Genomic DNA, 15,550 nt, shown 5'->3' on the forward strand with positions numbered 1-15,550 from the left:
CTTTTGGTTATGTTGTTGAATTAGGAATACTTTCTGCTATAGCTTTTTGATCATAATACTCTGGATGTGCTTCTCTTAAGATGGATGGTCGCAACATTACAAGTGAAATTGAAATTATAATGACGCTTGTAACAGGTAAAATAATTGTTGCTGGTACAGTATCATATAATATACCGTAAATAACCATACCTATTGGCATCATGGACATTGCCATGGTCTCTAATAAGCCTAAAACGCGTCCACGGTATTCCTCTGAGATGATTTTTTGCATATACACCCCAATTGGCATATTAATGCCCATCTCGAATATAGCAAAAATAAAGTAAATGATTAGATAAAAGATAACGACTGCTAAGTAGGAGAAATCTGTAACTAATGGAATGACGGCTAAAGCTACACTCCCTGACAATAGCAATAAGCTTATTTTTGAGAAACGTAATGGCACTTTAACCTCTGATCTTGATGCAAAGTATACGGAAGCTCCCAGCATACCCGCTGCTCCTGAAGCCTGAATAAAGCCGAAATGCGTAGATTCTACTTTCAGTAATTCAATGATAATGAATGTTCCTCCGACAGATATGGCAGAAAAGAATAAATTAATCCATAATGCTACCCACATAATTGTTTTTATGACTTTACGCTGCTTGATGTAATGGAACCCACCTTTAAGACTTTCCCAAACCTTTTCCTTCTTCACATCTTTTCCTCTTGTACTATAGAGGTTAAAATCCATTGTTGCCTCTAAACAAAAGGCAATAGCGTACGCCACCATATTGACCATTAAAAAAACGTCGATATTAAAAAATCCGTACATCATCCCGCCAATGACTGGCCCCCCAATGGCAGCCACGGACATGGACATTTGATTAAATGACATCGCACGCTGTAAGCGCTCTGGATTAACAAGGGTAGCAATAGCTGATGAAAATGTAACACCGGAAAAGGCAGAGCAGATCGTGTTAAACACAGTAGCAATGTAAATAGCGTAAACTGACATCCCTACCGTTTCTGTATATAACAGTAACCCCCCAACGGTCACAATAGTCCCTGCCTGCGCTAGTAAAATTGTTCGTTTTTTCGAATAATTATCCGCAACATACCCTGCTATAGGTGCCACAAGAGCACGAGGTAACACAGAACAAATCATATTCGTTGCAAAGCTCATGGCCGACCCTGTCATGGCTAATATATATAAGCTAAAACCAAATGCCATCACATGTGCCCCTAGCATGGCAATCATTTTACTCGCTGTAAATGTCCATAAATGATAGGTAGCCTTCTTTAATTTCTCCGCTTCATTCATCTCAAAACCCCTCCGTTTTTTAACTAAATTAAAAAGTTTAATCATGTTAAACAAAATATACCACAGCTCCCCCTTTTCATGCAAGAAAAAGTTTAATATAATTAAACAAAAGGAGGCGAGGCAGTGGATTCTTTAGGCACACGCATTCGTAAATTAAGGAAAGAACAAAAATTAACATTAGAGGCACTAGCCGGTGAGCGTCTAACAAAGGGCATGTTAAGCCAAATAGAAAATGATAAGGCCAAGCCTTCCATGGAAAGCCTTGATTATATTGCTGAACGTTTAGGGGTGAAAGCTAGTGAATTACTGGAAGAAGTAACGTCATCCTCACTTCGCCCGCTTTTAGAGCAGGTTGAAATTTTATTTGCAGAAGTAAAACGGGGTGATGCCGACCATCATCAAGAAATTGTTAATCTCATTAAGCCATCTGTAGAGAATCTTCCACTTAGCTACGAAGCTGGACGGTTATTGTATATTTACGCATACGCTCAGTATGAAGCTGGATTAACAACTTGGGAATCCCCGCTTCAGCAAGCTCGTACTATTTTTAAGGAAATTAATTTACGCAGCCATTGGTTCAAAACATTTGTCCTAGAGATTTCAATTTTAGCAGCAAAGCGTCAATATACATCGGCTTACGCTCGTATCTTACAGGCAAAGGAAATTATTGAACAAGAAGACTATCAGCTCGATTCCCGCGATGCCTTATTAATGACTTATTATACGAGTATATTCCAGCTCGCAATTGGTGAGCATGAGGAAGGGAAAAAATTAATTCAAGAGTCAATTACTAATGCCCATAAAAACCAACTGTTCTATCAAATTGATAATATGTACAGGATTGGTGCCTATTGTGCTATGATCGATCATGATTTTGAACAAACAGATCATATGTTTATGAAGCTAGCGCAATATCAGGCATTTGCGGAACGTGTTGAGGTGGACGCCTTTATTTTTGTATTGAAGGCACATTATTATAATAGTTACATCCATAATTATGAGCAAGCTCTGATTGAAATAGAACGTTTTAATGAGCTTAGGAAGCATGAGTATATAGACAAGCTGGATCCTAATTTTTATTATGCTGAAAAAGGAAAATCCCTCTATTTACTTGGTCGTTATGACGAAGCGAAGGCTGCATTTGAACAATATAAAAACATACCGATTTATATTAGTCACCCATATGATATTTTAAGCTTACATGAGTGTTTTTCCTATAAAGCCCTGTGCTATGCACATTTTGGGGAGCTAACAACAGCCTACGACATTGCAAAAATGGCCTACACAGATTCATTAAATTTAGTGGATTTACCTTACAAACGAAAAATTGAGGAAGTCTATCATTCGATTAAAGCACAAATTAATTCTGTAGAATAAAACATTATGGGTTCGATGCAAGGTGCTACTGCCCCATATCGAACTCATTTTTAATTATTTTATTTAGCTGTTTAGAGGAACAAATTTCATTTGATGTGCCAGGAATTCATTTTTAGCCTCATCAAATTGATATGTAATATAGACATCACCTACATATTGCGGAGATACTCCAACACTAGCACCTAGCACTACAGTTAATTTTTGATTGTCTAATTTATAATAAACGACCCCTCCAAAATTAAGATGCTCTTGCTCTACGTGTGGATCTAGAGCGACAACATTCACATGCTGTTCAGTACCTTGCATTACTACTTGAATATTTAGATTCTCTCCTTTTTTAGTAATTTTCGATTCGAAGTGATCCGAAATAATTTCTTCAAAAGGCTGTACGTTTATTTCGGAGAGGTTCTCACTATTCAGCACATGTACTTCATCAATCGTTAAACCAGTCCCTCTTCCTGTATTTATAATTACTACTGCTTCTTTTTTCCCGTCCCCTGTAATATCTGTATAATAAACTTGAGGCTCTGTAATGGTCGTAAAACGCCAATTAAACTCTTTCTCCATATTATTTACTGCAACAGTTACACCACTGAAACCATCTGAAACTTTTGTTTTTGGTGTGAGCTGTACTTCATTGTTCTCTGAAAACCAAATAATACTTTCCTTCGCCTCTTGTTTCGGCTGCATTGATAATTGTTCGGTTGAAGAGTTCTCATCCTTCTGAGAACTTTCTTGATGAACACTACAACCCACAAGCAATAAAATACTAGACAATACCAACATACCAAATTCCTTTTTCAACCTATTTGTCCTCCCCATTCTAAAAAAACTGGGACATAACGTTGACTCTCATTTTTCTAATTGGAAAGTTCACTTATGCCCCAGTCTCTCAACTAAGTTCTTAGTTCAATTTATCTTTTCTAATATCCTTTTGTATTTTACGTAATGCTTTTTTGGACCCTCGCTCGATATCGTGCTGAAGCTTACGTGCTTGATAATCAACAAATAATGTCTCTAAATCATATCCCTCGGGGTATAATTCTGTTGCAGGTAGTTCTAAGGCAAGTCGCTTAACATTTACCTCTAGTATTTGCCCCTTATAGAAGACGCTGACATTATTGTAAGGATCCATTTCTTCGTATACGAGCCCTATATCATCATAATCCAGTAATTTCACGCGGTCCCCTTTTGCATAGGCATATACTGTTGTCGCTTTCGCTTTCTCTATCTTTGGCTTACGGATTTTACTGTCTTGAACAAGTGTTAGCTGATAATCCTTGTTATTCATATAATCCTTTGCTCTTTGTAAAACTGTTTCACGGACATTCATTTTTTTAGAAATCCAAAGGGCATTACTTTCTCCTGATGTGCCAATCATTAATTGATACAAAGGCTCTAGTGTTTCACTATTAAAGCGCATCGCTGCATTCATAAAATCAGGGTGCATTTCTGAAAATCGTTTAATTTCGCCATAATGTGTTGTTGCAACGGTCATACAGCCCATCTGATAAAACTCTTCTAAAATAGCTATTGCTAACGCTGCTCCTTCATTTGGCTCTGTACCACTGCCAATTTCATCGAACAGTAAAAGTGTATGATTATTCGCCGCCCTCATAATATCGGAAAGGTTTTTCATATGGGAAGAAAACGTACTAAGAGCATTTTCTAAGCTTTGATTATCACCAATATCCACAAAGATATGATCGAATAGCGCCATCTCGGTTCCCTTCTCTGCTACGATATGAAAGCCTGACATGGTCGCTAACGTTAATAAGCCAATTGTTTTCAAGACAACGGTTTTCCCACCAGCATTTGGCCCCGTAATAATTAAGCTACGATAATCTTGACCGATGGTAAACTGTAGGGGCACGGCATTAGCTGGTAATAACGGATGCTTGCCATTTACTATGTTAATATAACCATAATCATTTAAACGTGGCTCCATACCACCAATTTGTCTGCTGAATTTTGCTTTGGCAAAGACCATATCATATTGACTAATCAACTCCATGTTAATCTGAATGGCATGAAGATGTTCCATTAAAAGTCCTGATAAAGTGGCTAAAATCTGATACTCCTCCACCGCTTCCTCTGCCTTTAAGGTAGCCAATTCTACATTCAATTTAGCAACTACACTCGGCTCCATAAAAACAGTTGCACCTTTTGAGGAAATCTCTACTACTGTACCCTGTACATGATTTTTGTAGGAAGCCTTTATTGGAATCGTATATCGATCATCCTTTTGGCTAATAAAGAATTCCTGAATATAGGGTTTGTTAGCACTGTTATTCAAAAATTTTGTTAAGCGTTCTTTAATTTTTTCTTCGGTCGTGTCCATATGATGACGAATACGCTTTAATTCTCGACTAGCAGCTGAATCCACACGATTGGCTTTTATCGCAAAATTAATTTCCTCCTCCACACTTTTAAACTCTGCCATTGAATGGGCGTAAGATGAAAGAACTGGTGCAAAAAATTCCTTATCCAACATGAATTTTTTGATATTGCGACAGCCTCTTAAAAAGTCTGACATACTAACTAGCTCACTTGGATCTAATATCATCCCTTTCGCAAGTTTGGTCATGATATGCTCAATATTGGAGACACCTAAAAAAGGTACATGGCCTTCTGCATCTAAAATTGCGCGCGCCTCTGTCGTTTCATTCAAACGAGTTTTCACAACTGCTAGGCTTGAGCTTGGCATTAATTTATCTAATAGCTGTTTTCCTAAACCGCTAACACAGTAGGATTTAACGATATCCTTTAATTCATGGTATTGTAACTTTTCTAGAGTAGTAAAATTCATTTTTTCATGCTCCTCATTGTAATGTTTGATCATACATGAAGATACCTACCCAATATTAGATAGCAATGATGTGTTAATAAAATAAAAAGCCGTGAGGAATCCCCACAGCTTAATCTTTAAAAGGCGAGCTTTTACGGCACCACAAATAAAACCTCTTGTTACTTGAAGGTTCATCGATAGTACGCCACGCTTGATAAAGTATTGTAGGTATCTACATAGGTTTTGAAATAAATCCATGACTAAAAAAGGGGTGTGTGCATGACATAAATCCCCTGTCGCCATAGCCTTATTTCATTCAATTTTACCTAGTTAGAACCTACCGCACTCACAAAAAGCACCTCGCATTAGTTTTCATTGTTATCTAATTATTGACATTATCTTACTACATGTTGTCAAAAAAGTAAAGGTGTTCATATAGGAAAGGGATTCTTCTAATTTTTGTCGAATATCACTATGAAGGAGTGACCAAATGCGCAAAAAAACCATTCATACCATTTTTAGCTTTATGCTCATCTTCAGTTTATGGATTCCTACAGCCTTTGCCTCTTCATCATTAATTGGAGAAAGAAACACAATAGGCTTTCATTATACGGTATTGCAAGAAAACGATCACTTTAGGTGGGAGATTACCAACAAAGACAGTCAAAAAACCATTGTGGAGAGCCCTAACAATATGGGGATATTAGGACAGTTTAGGGAAGCGGTAAACGACATACATTCAACATTGATCACCCTGATTATTTCGCTCATTATTATCATTATCGCTGCCGTTATTTGTTTGCAATTCTTTAGAAGGCAAAAGCATGAGCTGAGAAATCCTGCATCTTTCATATTTGCGATTCTATTCGTCATAGCGATAGTGATCGTTTTCAACCAAACACATGGTCTTCACCTAGCCATTCAAGAAGCCACATATATTTTTGACAGCATTCCTAGTTAAAACTAATATTTTAAAATTAATTACTTGATATCCTTATTCTAAAATAAAAAGACCTGTAGAAAATTCTACAAGTCTAGTGATTTATGATGGGCTTTTCTTGTTTCAATAATTTTAGAACCAGAGAATAGCAGTAAAGCCGCCCAAATAATACTAAATGCTAAAAGCTCTACCTGACTGAATGGCTCTTTGTATAGCACAATGCCTAAAACCAAGACAATGGTTGGCGATACATATTGAATAAAGCCTAGTAAATATAAAGGTATATTTTGTGCACCCTTGGCAAATAAAATAAGCGGTATTGCTGTAACTAACCCACTGAAAATCATTAAAATATCTGTTTTTACATCGACATGTAAAAATGAAGCTTGATGTGTTGTAAACAGATAAACATAATAGCCTAATGCAAAGGGTAAAATCAACAATGTTTCAATGGCTAAGCCCCTTGTGGCATCTAATTTGATTTTCTTTTTTAGTACACCGTAAATAGCAAAGGACAGTGCGATCAGCAATGCTACCCATGGCACAGATCCGTAATTGATTGTTAAAATAATGACAGCAATAAAAGCAATCCCCGTCGCTATCCATTGTGCACGACTTAGCGATTCTTTAAAGAATATTACCCCAAAAATAACCGATAACAGTGGATTAATATAATAACCTAAGCTTGTTTCAATTAAATGATTATGGGTTACTGCCCAAATATACAAATACCAGTTCATTGAGATGACAAAGGATGCACCTGCAAGCTGCCAGAAAAGCTTTTGATGGGACCATAAATATTTTAAATCTGCAAGGAGATCCTTACGCATTCGAAATACGATAACAGCTAGTACCGTAAAGACAAAAGACCAAATAACACGTGATAATAAAATCTCCATACTCGGTACGTGTTCAAGTAGTTTCCAATATAGAGGGAAAGCTCCCCAAAAGGCATAGGCTAAAAAGGCTGCCAGTACCCCTTTTTTCTCATTTGACATGACCACTAACGCTCCTACTCTTTTTGAAATCGATAGACGACCTCACATAATATTAAACTAGTTAAAGAATAGACTCATTATAGGACTTTGAGTAGCAACTGTAAATGCCAAATTTCTAGTGACTTGCTATCACCGTTCACCTTGCTGTTCCGCTTCGAGCTCAGAAATGTATTTACGCACTGTACTATAGCTAATATCTGGATTGATTTGACGCTTGATGCGAATATGGATTTCTTTAATCCCTACCCCTTGCTCACGCATATCTCGAATCATCGACTTAAGAGGACCTGTCAGTGATTCTCTTGACAGCGCTGTATACTTACTTAATTCTATTAGCAGCTCTGTATTTTGTTGACGGAGCACCTTCATCTCTTCTACCACGCAATTGTATTCCGTCACCTTTTTTTGGAGGACCATGTTTTGCTGCTTGACCTTTTGCATTTCTTCTGTAAGCTGTGCATTTTGTTTTTTTAACATTTTTCGTTCTCGTTCTAAACTATGCTGTTTATGATCCAAATCTGTATGCATAGCATTGTACAGCTCTTCCATATGCAACAGCTCCAGATAACGGCTTTGCGGCACAATCATTAAATTCTCAGTCGTGTAGAGAGCTAGTGTTCCATCTTGATTAGGCTCATACGAAAATGCAGAGGACTTTATTTTATTCCCCATTACTTCTTCACTCCCCCACGAACAAATTTATCTATTCGTATTGCTTTGTGTATCATCTATCCGCTTCCTTTTTCACTTGATAATCATTCTCATTTATTTTTATGATAATCAGTATTTCTGTTTTTGTCAAAGAACAATTACCAAGAGCTCTTTTTTCCAAATCAAAAGCTTCTTGCAACAACTTGAGCAAGAAGCTTTTGATTTTACATTTTTTTCAGTTTTTCATATTCTAATTGCAAACGCTCAATACGTTTACGACCCTCTTCACGATTTCTTGCCGTTTCTGCTTGGATTTGCTTCGTTTCTTGAATACCAGACATAATCGTTTGCCATGTTGTTTCGATAGTTTCGATTTTAATGCTTGGGCTACCTGCTTGACGCGCGATATTTACACTGTTTTTACTAATATTTTCAGCATTACGAACAAGCATTTCGTTCGTACGACGGTCTAGCTCACTCATGGAGTCAGAAATTAGCTTTTGTCGTTTTAATGTGACTGCGTGAATCAAGCCCTGTTTAAAAATTGGAATTGTCGTCACGAAGGCAGAGTTAATTTTGGCAATTAAATGGTTATTACCTTGCTGCATTAAACGAATTTGAGGTGCAGATTGGAATGACACTTGTTGTGCCATTTCTAAATCATAGCGACGTTGCTCTAATAATTCCACAGCACGTAGCATTGTTTCGTATTCCATCGCTGCTAATTGATCACCCGTTTGAGCTTTTTGTTCAAGTGCTGGTAATGCTGCACGAACCTCTTCAATTTTTACCTCAATCGCTGCAACAAATTTACTTAATGATTGGAAGTAATTTAAGTTTTGTTCATACAAATTTTCAAGGTCGATCGTATTGCGCTTCATTTCTCCCTCGTATTTTTGAATTTCGCGGTAAATGACATCCACTTCTTTGTTCATGCTGTCATATTTAGATAAAAACTTTTCCAATTGCTCTTTCCCTTTATTAAAGAGCTTTGAGATAAAGCCACCCTTTTTCTCATCAGCAAAATCTTGTGGATCAAATTTATCCATAATTTTATTAAGATTATTTAATAGTACACTTGATTCCTCAAGCTTACTGGATTTCATCGTCGCTAGCATTTTATCTGAAAAAGTAGAAATGCCATTGGCTGTTTCTTTACCAAGCTCAAGCATAGCAATTTGATCTTTAACATCAATTTTTTGTGCAAGTGCATGAATCTCTGGATCTTTCTTTAGCATCAGCTGATTTTGTGCAATTTGCGATAACTCCTGCTCCGACACAAGCACTGGCTTTTGTTCAGGCTCTTGTTGCAAAAGTGGATTTGGTTGTAATAAAGGATTTTCTGAAGCGAATGGGTCCTTGGATTTTAAAAGATCGTTGTTAAATTCAGACATACGTTTTACCCCCTGCAATTTATCTCTACTAATTATTTACGATTACCATCTAAAAAAGTTTCATTTCCGGTTCATGACAAACTCATTTTCGTGCTCTTTTTTAAATTATAGCTTCTTTCGATCCAAAATTCGACTGATTCCGTAAATTCCTTTACATTGTTTACTAACAATGGCATCAAACAACCAAAAAAGCAGCTACATCTATCACGTAGCTGCTTTGAACTTATGTTGTTACCTTTAGAACCGTTTTAATTTTTTGAATTACTCCACCTGAGCTATATGTCAGCACACTTCGTTTATAGAAGGATAAACTAAATAGATACACGACAATTATCGTTACAATTAAAATCCCTAATGATAGTAGCGGTACAATACTGCCGATATCTGTAGCACCAATTCGCATCGGCATGATCATTCCAGAAGTTAATGGAATATAGGAGAAAATTTTAATAATTAACGTATCTGGATTACCCATTCCTGTAAGCATAACGTAGAAGCCGATCATCGTAATAATCATAGCAGGCATTAACACTTGACCCGCTTCCTCTACCTTCGATACTAGTGAACCAAATAATGCGCCAATGATTAGATACAGAATAACCGTTAACAGTAAAAATACGATGGCATAGATAACATAGCCAACAGATAATTCTTTGATGATGCTAGCAGCCGCATCCCAAACCATTCCGTCTTTGACAAACTTCGAATAGATCAGAAACACTACTGCAATAATCCCCATTTGCGTTAACGCAAGTAATAATACCCCTGCAATTTTTGCCTTAAAATGTGTGGCTGGCTTCACACTAACTAAAAGCATTTCCATTGCTCGTGAACCTTTTTCAGAAGCAATTTCCGTCGTAATCATCGAAAGGAATGTAGAAATAAAGAAATAGATTAATATACCCACTGCATAGGAAACTACTAACCCAGATTGCTTCTCTTCTTCACTTTTACCACCAGCTGATTCTTCATTTAAATTTTTGGTAGTAATAGCCGTTTGTGCACCCATAATTTGTGCCGCTTGTTCTGGTGATAAAGATAATTGCTGAACGGCAAAATGCTGACCAGCATACTGCAATAAAGAAGATAATGCTGACTGATCGTTTAATTTTAGTGGTGTAAACGTAGCGATTTCTGCATGTAGTTGGCCACCTTGATCGTTAATTGTCACAATGGCATCTAGCTTACCATCTTTAACCCTTTTTTCTAGTGCTGATACATCTTTTTCATCCTGAATAAAGGCCATATCTCCATTGGAAACAAAGATTCCACTTAAATCAGCGGATGTCTCATTAACAATGGCAATTTGCTGGGCTTCATCATCACCTGTAAATAGCTCCTTAATATCAGACCAAAATACAGCTACAGACATGACAACAACATATAAGCAAGTCATTAAAATAAATGATTTTGATTTAATTTTTGATTTGTATAATTGCTTCATTAACAAATTAAACTTCGACAATATGGCCACCTACTTTATCTTTAAATATTTCATCTAACGATAAATAATCTAAGCTGAACTTTTCAATATATTTCCCATCTGACAACTGCTCAAAAATACTTTGGGCAAAGCTTTCGTCTACTAGTGTTAGGACTGTTTGTTCCTTCTCAACACGTACATCCTTGACCCCATCGAGTGCCAATAACTGTGTCGTTGACCAATCCGTGCGAACAGCAAGCTTTGTTTTTCCATATTGTTTCTTTAAATCTAGTAAGCTACCAGAAAATAAAGACACACCTCGTTTTAATAAGCACAAATGATCGCAAAGCTCCTCCACATTATCCATTTGGTGACTGGAGAACAGAATGGTCGTACCCTGCTCTTTTAATAATAAAATAGCATCCTTTAGTAAATCCTTATTGACTGGATCTAGACCACTGAACGGTTCATCTAAAATTAAAAACTCAGGTTTATGGATAAAACTTGCAATAAGCTGAACCTTTTGTTGATTCCCCTTTGACAAGGTTTCTGCCTTATCTTTGCGTTTTTCACCGAGCTCAAAGCGTTGAATCCAAAAATCAATTTCCTTTTTTAGCTCTGCTCTTTTCATGCCTCGTAACTCACCAAAAAAGTAAAGCTGTTCCTCTACCTTCATCGTTGGGAAAATACCCCGCTCCTCAGGTAAATAACCAAGGACATCGCGGTTAATGGCATTAACTGGCTTGCCGTTCCAAGTAATTGTCCCTGCCGTTGTTTCCTGTAAATCTAAAATCATTCGGAATGTTGTCGTCTTCCCTGCGCCGTTTTGACCAATAAGACCAAAAATTTCACCCTTTTCAATGGTAAAATTTAAATCATCCACAGCAGTAAACTCTTTGTATTTCTTCGTGACATGCTGTAACTGTAAAGTCATGTTGTAAATCCTCCTTATCCTTCAAATATATGTAAGTTTTGTTTCAAACCCTTTTTACGTTTTTCATTTTTCGATACGGATATAAGTACCATTATAGAGACGATCACATTCAGGCAACCTACACTAGAGTTGATTACGCTTCCGATCGAAAGATTATACATCCCCGCCAGTACATTAAACAGCAACAATAGTATAAAAATACGATTCATCGATTTGATATAGTTAATTTTCGAAGTTGCATCAGTAAATATTTCAAAGGGTCCCTCTGATTGTAGCTTTCGATAATAGGCCCAACCACCGAATTTGCTTACACATTCAATATTCATCATGTTTAGAAACTCAAAATAATCCTTTGATTTCCTATTAACGAATTCATTTCGATAAAAATATTGACCTGGCGTTCCTTTTTCAAACACAAAGTAGCCTACCATTGTTTTCTTTAAATTCCACCCCCGATCTGCCATATCATTAACCCATCGTTCTTCCTTTTCGTAATCAATAAAAAAACGGTACACTCTTTTTTTCATCTAGCCTCACCCTTACAATAAAGTTTCCTTTTTCTATATTTTCTGATTTCCCAGAAAATAATGATCAATCCATTAATCCGAAAACACATTTAATTCTCTCTTTAATCGATTGCGTACACGTATTAGCTTAATTAATGGAAAAGAGAATAACACAACGACAATTAGATTTAGCATATTCATCGTGAAACCAACCCAATCTATTGTGCGTTCGGAAAAATCCCCAGTCAAACCAGTTATGCCGATGAGTAAATTAAGTAGAATAAGAGAAAGCAAGACAGTCATCTTTTTTGACAGAGTGCCTAGTTTCGTTTTTTTATCTGTATACAGCTCAAATGGACCCTCCTGTGCCGCTTTTCTAAAAAATACAAAATTGCCAGAGCGATCTACTTGCTCAATGCCAGAGGATTTCAGAAATTCGAGATAATCCTCTTCATAGTGAGTGCCAAATCTTTCTAATTCATCATGGCGATAAATATAGCTACCTGACTCTCCACGTTCAAACGTAAAACGAATCCATGTGAATTTTTTCAAATGCCAGCCCTTACAAGCCATATCATTGACCCATTTCTCAATTGCATAGGGATTAATCATCAATCGATATTTATGCATATTATTCAACTCCTCTCGTTATACGGATACCATTGTCAAAAAGTTCCCTTAATCTCAAAATTTCATAGTCAACAACCGATTTCCCAGTTTCAGTAATGATATACTCCTTCTTTCTACCATCCTCATCAAGAGCCTCTATCCAGCCTCGTTCCAGCAATGTTTTAATCGCTCCATAAATAGTTCCAGCGCCTAAACGCACACGCCCATTGCTCAATTCTTCCACTAATTGCATAATGCCATAACCATGTCTAACCTCATATAAAGCTAATAAAATATAATAAACGCCTTCTGTTAATGGCGGATGCTCCTGTGTCATACAAATCCCCCTCTATATCGCCCATCAATATATCGCCAGTCGATATAAAAAATATATCAGCAGTCGATATAATTGTCAATGCTTATATTACCTGTTATTTCCTATAGTCCAACCATTTTGTTGCAGAACATCATACGCTATGTTAGTATGTAAGTGATTACTTGCATGAAAGGAAGTATGTTTTTGACAACGAAGGGAACGGCAGAACGAATAATCGAAGCTGCACTACAATTGATTAGTGAAAAGGGCTATACAGCTGCAACTACCAAAACCATTGCAGAATTAGCAGGTGTCAACGAAGTCACTCTTTTCCGCCATTTCGGCAACAAGCGTGGTTTATTAAAAGCCATTATTGAACAATTTTCTTATTATCCACTTTTACAACAGGAGATTAATCAAAATGTCACATGGGAATTAGAAAAAGATTTATTCAACTTCTCACTGAAACATTTCCAGTTTTTAATGTCGATTAAAGACTTTGTAATGATTGGCTTTAAGGAGTCCATTCAGTTCCCTGAAATTAGTGAGGAAATTGCGAATATTCCCCTTCTGATTAAGAAGGAGCTTATTCACTACTTTCAAGAAATGCATCAGCGAGGGAAAATAAGAGAAGTGGATTTTGAAGCAGCTGCATTATCGCTCATTGCCCTAAATTTTGGTCATTTTATGTCACGTGCTCGACTTGGCACTATTGTGTCTGACATACCAACCGAAGAACTTTTACAGACAAGTGTTTCGATTTTTTCTAGGGGACTCGTTTCCTAGAAAAAATTTTTCCTATCAATGCAAGTAAGTACTTACTTAATTCAGGGGGTATATAAAATGAAAGGTTTACAAACATTATTGCGCGTTCGTGAAACCTATATAGGCATTGTCGCTACCATTGCCTTTCAATTAATTTTCTTTACTATTTGGATGACAGCGTATGATGGTGTCAATGAAAGAGCCGAGCAATTATCCATCGGCATTGTCTCAGAGGATACCGCCTTGGGGCAACAGCTAGCACAGAATATCAAAGAGTCTAGTCCTTTTGCCATAGAGGACTATCCGTCAATGGAGCATGCTGAGCAAGCATTAAACGAACGACAAATTAATATGATACTGCACATTCCAGTAGATTTTACGAAGCAACTTGAAGCAGGAAAAGAAGCGGAAATTATTTACGCTATTAATCAAGCCAATGCAAGCGTGGCGAAAAACATGATGGAGGGTGTAGCAAAGCAAATGACTGAAGAAATGAATCAAGCCCTTTATCCAATGCAACAAAATCAGGCAATCGAGGTCTTTTCTCAACAATTTGCAAAGCTTCCTTTTGAGCAAAATACTGCACAGCAAATTACCGCGTCCGTCAAGACAACCGTTATGACTGTCAAAGACCATGCAATCGAGAGTACTATTGTTAAAACCAATAACGCGAAAGGCTTTGCGGCAAACTTTGTACCACTTATGGTGATCATTTCATCCTTTGTCGGTGCTATGGTGATGATTATGCAACACCAGCAAGCTGCCCAAATTGTTCGAGAAAGTCTATCCAAATGGCAATTATTTTTAGCAAGACAGCTACTCAATGTGACCGTAGCCTTTACCCTACCATTGCTAACAATTGCCTTAATGCAGGTCTTTGATATTACTAGCAACGAAAGCTTTCTCTCTATCTACTTCTTTCAATCTATCATGTATTTAGCTTTCCTTTGTCTAGCACAAGTTTTTGTTATTCTCTTTGGTAACGTTGGGATGGTCTTTAATATTTGTGCCCTCTCCCTCCAACTCGTAACATCAGGCGTACTCGTCCCCAAAAATATGCTCTCTGACTGGTACAACAATGTCGCCGCCATGCTACCCGCTACTTACGGAGCTGATGGCTACTATACCATTATATTTGGCGGAAGTGCCGACAATTTACTACAAAACAGCAGCTCCTTAGGCATCATCATCCTTGTGACAATGACCCTTGCAACAGTAGTAGTCGCCTTAAAGCCCACGCCACCAGCTCAATAAATTAATACACGCTGGACCAGATACTCTGTGGTTCAGCGTTTTATTATGGCGGGCCTATTGATTTCGGGGTTCTACGCTGCTCTTTGAGGTGCCTATCCAGCACTATGCAAGGTTTATCCGTCGCTTGTTGCGGTTTACCCACTACTTTTCCTGCTCTAACCGTCACTTTGCATGGTCTATCCGTCACTTGGCGCGGTCTATCCACTACTTTTCTGGCTCTAACCGTCACTTTGCATGGTCTATTCGTCACTTTTCCTGGTCTATCCGTCACTTTGTGCGGTTTATCCACCAC

At 37.4% G+C, this 15,550-nt stretch carries 15 protein-coding genes; 4 read left to right on the forward strand and 11 right to left on the reverse strand.

The annotated features are described in order from the left end of the window. Positions 1–7: 7 nt before the first annotated feature. On the reverse strand, positions 8–1,303 hold the full coding sequence (locus SJW71_RS15410; RefSeq protein ID WP_274796620.1) for an MFS transporter: 1,296 nt from the start codon (positions 1,301–1,303) through the stop codon (positions 8–10). 123 nt (positions 1,304–1,426) lie between these two features. Between SJW71_RS15410 and SJW71_RS15415 the strand changes: the two genes are divergently transcribed. Beyond that, positions 1,427–2,680 carry a helix-turn-helix domain-containing protein gene (locus tag SJW71_RS15415; RefSeq protein WP_274796619.1) on the forward strand — a complete coding sequence of 418 codons (1,254 nt, stop codon included), beginning with the start codon at positions 1,427–1,429 and terminating at the stop codon, positions 2,678–2,680. A 63-nt stretch (positions 2,681–2,743) separates the two neighbouring features. On the opposite strand, the gene SJW71_RS15420 is transcribed toward SJW71_RS15415, so the two are convergent. Both SJW71_RS15420 and SJW71_RS15425 read right to left on the reverse strand, forming a co-directional pair. Further along, a complete protein-coding gene (locus SJW71_RS15420; protein ID WP_431811158.1) occupies positions 2,744–3,484 on the reverse strand; it encodes a hypothetical protein in 741 nt (246 codons plus the stop codon). Positions 3,485–3,584: 100 nt separating this feature from the next. Then, positions 3,585–5,489, reverse strand: a complete 1,905-nt coding sequence (locus SJW71_RS15425) for an endonuclease MutS2 (protein ID WP_312507080.1) — start codon at positions 5,487–5,489, stop codon at positions 3,585–3,587. 469 nt (positions 5,490–5,958) lie between these two features. Here SJW71_RS15425 and SJW71_RS15430 point away from each other — a divergent pair, with 469 nt between their 5' ends. Then, positions 5,959–6,429 (forward strand): hypothetical protein, encoded by a 471-nt coding sequence (locus SJW71_RS15430; protein WP_274796614.1) that lies wholly within the window; start codon positions 5,959–5,961, stop codon positions 6,427–6,429. A 65-nt stretch (positions 6,430–6,494) separates the two neighbouring features. On the opposite strand, the gene rarD is transcribed toward SJW71_RS15430, so the two are convergent. The 8 genes from rarD to SJW71_RS15470 form a co-directional block, all read right to left on the reverse strand. Further along, positions 6,495–7,406: an EamA family transporter RarD gene (gene rarD, locus SJW71_RS15435; RefSeq protein ID WP_274796613.1), complete on the reverse strand. Its 912-nt coding sequence runs from the start codon at positions 7,404–7,406 to the stop codon at positions 6,495–6,497. A gap of 129 nt (positions 7,407–7,535) precedes the next feature. Further along, complete coding sequence (locus tag SJW71_RS15440) at positions 7,536–8,078, reverse strand: hypothetical protein (protein WP_274796612.1); 543 nt, start codon at positions 8,076–8,078, stop codon at positions 7,536–7,538. A gap of 203 nt (positions 8,079–8,281) precedes the next feature. Next, complete coding sequence (locus SJW71_RS15445) at positions 8,282–9,451, reverse strand: toxic anion resistance protein (RefSeq protein WP_274796611.1); 1,170 nt, start codon at positions 9,449–9,451, stop codon at positions 8,282–8,284. A gap of 223 nt (positions 9,452–9,674) precedes the next feature. Next, positions 9,675–10,925 carry an ABC transporter permease gene (locus SJW71_RS15450; protein ID WP_322610511.1) on the reverse strand — a complete coding sequence of 417 codons (1,251 nt, stop codon included), beginning with the start codon at positions 10,923–10,925 and terminating at the stop codon, positions 9,675–9,677. Continuing rightward, complete coding sequence (locus tag SJW71_RS15455; protein ID WP_274796609.1) at positions 10,903–11,808, reverse strand: ABC transporter ATP-binding protein; 906 nt, start codon at positions 11,806–11,808, stop codon at positions 10,903–10,905. Before SJW71_RS15455 ends, SJW71_RS15450 begins: the two co-directional genes overlap by 23 nt. A 14-nt stretch (positions 11,809–11,822) precedes the next feature. Then, a complete protein-coding gene (locus SJW71_RS15460; protein WP_312507084.1) occupies positions 11,823–12,335 on the reverse strand; it encodes a DUF2812 domain-containing protein in 513 nt (170 codons plus the stop codon). Positions 12,336–12,407: 72 nt separating this feature from the next. After that, entirely contained in the window at positions 12,408–12,944 is a 537-nt protein-coding gene (locus SJW71_RS15465) for a DUF2812 domain-containing protein (protein ID WP_322605721.1), read from the reverse strand. A 1-nt stretch (position 12,945) separates the two neighbouring features. Then, on the reverse strand, positions 12,946–13,260 hold the full coding sequence (locus SJW71_RS15470) for a PadR family transcriptional regulator (protein WP_274796606.1): 315 nt from the start codon (positions 13,258–13,260) through the stop codon (positions 12,946–12,948). 177 nt (positions 13,261–13,437) lie between these two features. Here SJW71_RS15470 and SJW71_RS15475 point away from each other — a divergent pair, with 177 nt between their 5' ends. Together SJW71_RS15475 and SJW71_RS15480 are read left to right on the forward strand one after the other, a co-directional pair. Continuing rightward, positions 13,438–14,025, forward strand: coding sequence for a TetR/AcrR family transcriptional regulator (locus SJW71_RS15475; protein WP_312507125.1), 588 nt, complete (start codon positions 13,438–13,440; stop codon positions 14,023–14,025). Positions 14,026–14,082: 57 nt separating this feature from the next. Next, the gene (locus SJW71_RS15480) at positions 14,083–15,258 is read left to right on the forward strand and encodes a YhgE/Pip domain-containing protein (RefSeq protein ID WP_431811159.1); all 1,176 of its coding nucleotides are present in this window, start codon (positions 14,083–14,085) and stop codon (positions 15,256–15,258) included. Positions 15,259–15,550 lie beyond the last annotated feature (292 nt).

It is taken from the genome of Lysinibacillus sp. FW12 (genome assembly GCF_050817245.1).
Lineage (GTDB): Bacteria > Bacillota > Bacilli > Bacillales_A > Planococcaceae > Lysinibacillus > Lysinibacillus irui.

What these genes read in the sequence shown, in the direction of transcription:
- SJW71_RS15410 (WP_274796620.1), bottom strand. Translation starts at nt 1,303, where the DNA reads ATGAATGAAGCGGAGAAATTAAAGAAGGCTACCTATCATTTATGGACA.
- SJW71_RS15425 (WP_312507080.1), bottom strand. Translation starts at nt 5,489, where the DNA reads ATGAATTTTACTACTCTAGAAAAGTTACAATACCATGAATTAAAGGAT.
- SJW71_RS15430 (WP_274796614.1), top strand. Translation starts at nt 5,959, where the DNA reads ATGCGCAAAAAAACCATTCATACCATTTTTAGCTTTATGCTCATCTTC.
- rarD (WP_274796613.1), bottom strand. Translation starts at nt 7,406, where the DNA reads ATGTCAAATGAGAAAAAAGGGGTACTGGCAGCCTTTTTAGCCTATGCC.
- SJW71_RS15440 (WP_274796612.1), bottom strand. Translation starts at nt 8,078, where the DNA reads ATGGGGAATAAAATAAAGTCCTCTGCATTTTCGTATGAGCCTAATCAA.
- SJW71_RS15445 (WP_274796611.1), bottom strand. Translation starts at nt 9,451, where the DNA reads ATGTCTGAATTTAACAACGATCTTTTAAAATCCAAGGACCCATTCGCT.
- SJW71_RS15455 (WP_274796609.1), bottom strand. Translation starts at nt 11,808, where the DNA reads ATGACTTTACAGTTACAGCATGTCACGAAGAAATACAAAGAGTTTACT.
- SJW71_RS15460 (WP_312507084.1), bottom strand. Translation starts at nt 12,335, where the DNA reads ATGAAAAAAAGAGTGTACCGTTTTTTTATTGATTACGAAAAGGAAGAA.
- SJW71_RS15465 (WP_322605721.1), bottom strand. Translation starts at nt 12,944, where the DNA reads ATGCATAAATATCGATTGATGATTAATCCCTATGCAATTGAGAAATGG.
- SJW71_RS15470 (WP_274796606.1), bottom strand. Translation starts at nt 13,260, where the DNA reads ATGACACAGGAGCATCCGCCATTAACAGAAGGCGTTTATTATATTTTA.
- SJW71_RS15475 (WP_312507125.1), top strand. Translation starts at nt 13,438, where the DNA reads ATGTTTTTGACAACGAAGGGAACGGCAGAACGAATAATCGAAGCTGCA.
- SJW71_RS15480 (WP_431811159.1), top strand. Translation starts at nt 14,083, where the DNA reads ATGAAAGGTTTACAAACATTATTGCGCGTTCGTGAAACCTATATAGGC.